The organism is Candidatus Thioglobus sp. (assembly GCF_028599055.1).
Lineage (GTDB): Bacteria > Pseudomonadota > Gammaproteobacteria > PS1 > Pseudothioglobaceae > Thioglobus_A.
This window is the reverse complement of sequence record NZ_JAQRMS010000148.1, coordinates 1-2,581: the sequence shown is the minus strand read 5'-3', so window position 1 is coordinate 2,581 and position 2,581 is coordinate 1. Positions and strand designations below refer to the sequence as shown.

At 34.3% G+C, this 2,581-nt stretch carries 2 protein-coding genes; both read left to right on the top strand.

Annotation, left to right across the window (positions count from 1 at the left end; all coding sequences use genetic code 11):
* Positions 1 to 771: 771 nt before the first annotated feature.
* On the top strand, positions 772 to 951 hold the full coding sequence (locus PSN35_RS06940) for a hypothetical protein (RefSeq protein ID WP_300031347.1): 180 nt from the start codon (positions 772 to 774) through the stop codon (positions 949 to 951).
* A gap of 643 nt (positions 952 to 1,594) precedes the next feature.
* Positions 1,595 to 1,822 (top strand): hypothetical protein, encoded by a 228-nt coding sequence (locus PSN35_RS06935; RefSeq protein WP_300031344.1) that lies wholly within the window; start codon positions 1,595 to 1,597, stop codon positions 1,820 to 1,822.
* Positions 1,823 to 2,581 lie beyond the last annotated feature (759 nt).

Here is a 2,581-nt window from a genome sequence, read left to right as displayed (position 1 = left end):
CAATTACTGGTAAGTTAGTTATATCTTAATCTGGCTTGTTCTGGTCCTACAAACAATTTTCCAAGAAGATTTGTTCTTGTCTTAAAATCGGAAAATATAAAATTCATATTACACCTTTATCCAAAAAGTAATGGTTTTTAACCTACTGATTCTACGGTACCTACATAGAAAGTAGTGAATTAACAACGAACATTCATTGGCCCAGCTATCATTTTTGTTGTCATCTATTTTTGTGATAGTATGTGGTCTTTTGTGCAGATTGTATCGTTTGTTTATATGTGTTTATATGATTGATTGATTGATGATTGATGTTTGGTGTTTTAGCACCACTTTCAACCCGGAGAGAACCACCGACCATGGGCAAGCAACTGGTAAACTTTATCATGTGCGGCTGCGAGTCGAGTGCACCCTTTTTGTAATTTACAAAGCGGGCTTGAACCCACGCCGTATTGGTGATAGGCTTGCATGAGTTGTTAGATCCAGCGACCTAACTCATTGAGCCACCCGGGCCCCTCGTTTGCTTATATATGCAAATCATAATTATATTGTTGATTATTCAATCTCCATTGGTTTTTTTCTTTTTAAATTAAATGTCTGGAAAGGATATGTTTATGAAATGTATATCGTTGATACGGATTACAAAGGGCTCGACCTATCCATTTGATATGGCTTTTTAATTTTCCGCCATGCTTTATTAATTTTCACATATGTCAATGAAAATAAACAAATATCACATCACAAATTGTATTTTATTTTTTCTCCAATGTAGGAATGGAAGCATCAGGTATCCATGAAATGATACACAACTCTATAATGAGAACTGACATAGATATCAGACGTGACCTTTATAATAACATTGTGTTGTCTGGAGGATCTACCATGTATCCAGGTTGGTATTCAAACTCATATTTCAAATTCAATCGTAACTACTCGGGAATTTCCGCTATGTAGCTTCAGTGTAGCGAGAATGGGCGAATAGTTACGATTGATTTCAAATTAAAACAAATAAATTTGCGGGAAAATACATAAAAAAACGTCATAATCTAAACTTAGTGTACACGATGCGCATCTGAAATAACTTTTATCAGATATGTAAAACATCATAGTGTCCTGTGAAATTGTGTTCGATTGTGTTATATTTGTAATGAATAACCTTATACAGACCGAACGAAGTCATCGCTGTGCTTTATTCCGTCCTCGGACTTTATCATAGGAGACAATTGTAAGGGCGGACACTATTTCACGGCGGACACTATTTAATGTTACAGATACACTCAAAATAAAAAGATTGGAAAGCCAAATAACGTTAAAATCATTTGGATGAGTAACACAGAAAAAAGAATTTGAATTTGAATTTTGTTGTGTAACGTCACATTCAGCAATATTTCAGCTATATCATGGCGACCAGGTTTAGTGGTGGAGGAAGCCGGAATACCCGGAAAGAACAACCGAATCTGGGCAAGCAACTGGTAAACTTTATCACAGGCGGCTGCGAGTCGAGTGCACCCTTAGATAAAAGATGTAGTGCTGGTGCTCTAGCTAAGACAAATGTCAATGGTGTTTTTGTTGACTCCATGTATTTATTTTAAAGTAAATGTATTTCATTCTATTTATAGGTATCGCTGATCGTTTAAAGAAAGAACTAGATGCCATTATACCTAATACGATGAAGACGAAAATCATCGCTCCACCAGAGAGAAAATACTCTGTATGGATTGGTGGATCTATTCTAGGATCTTTATCATCATTTTCAAATATGTGGATTTCAAAGCAGGAATATGACGAATGTGGACCTTCAATAGTACACAGGAAATGTTTCTAAATGATATTTAGATATTTGTAAATCTCTTGTAATTGTGCAATATGATACAACTTGTCTTTCGTATGTATAAGCTCAATCATAACTACTCGGGCATTTCCACTATGTAACTAGTAGTTACGATTGGTATAAGCCAGCTGTTATATTGATTACTACCGTGATATGGATCAACCAGTGGATATGTATTTTTTTTCTTTACATTTCGACATATATGACTGTTGTTTCAGTGCTGGTTGGTTCAGCCAAGACTAATTGACGTTTATATAACTTTTTGGAGAAAAATGAAAGATTTTAAATTTGTCTTTCGTTTTCAGCAATTCCCAACAGGGAATTCACAATTTTGTTAGGTGTAACAAAAAATTGTAAGATAAAGATATGGTAGATTTAATCTTCTATACATACTGTACATATGTACATACTAGTACGTCCTATTGTGTTTTAGAAGCCAATCGAGTTGTTCGTGTGATTGTGGATTAGGCATTTATCACCCATCACTGTTTAAGTTCATTGTAAATATTTTCATAAATATTTTGTTATTTTTGTTATCAGATTGTATAAATTTGTTATTTATTATTAAACTTGAAATATATAAAAACTGTTTTTAGTATATATATTTATTCTATAATTGTGAAACATACCAGATTCAATAAAGTAGATAACAGTAGCTACCCTATATTACACACCAGACCACCAACTCCACACCATCACCACCACCACTAACTCATCCAACCGTCAACACAAAAAACGCCACAGACAAACAGG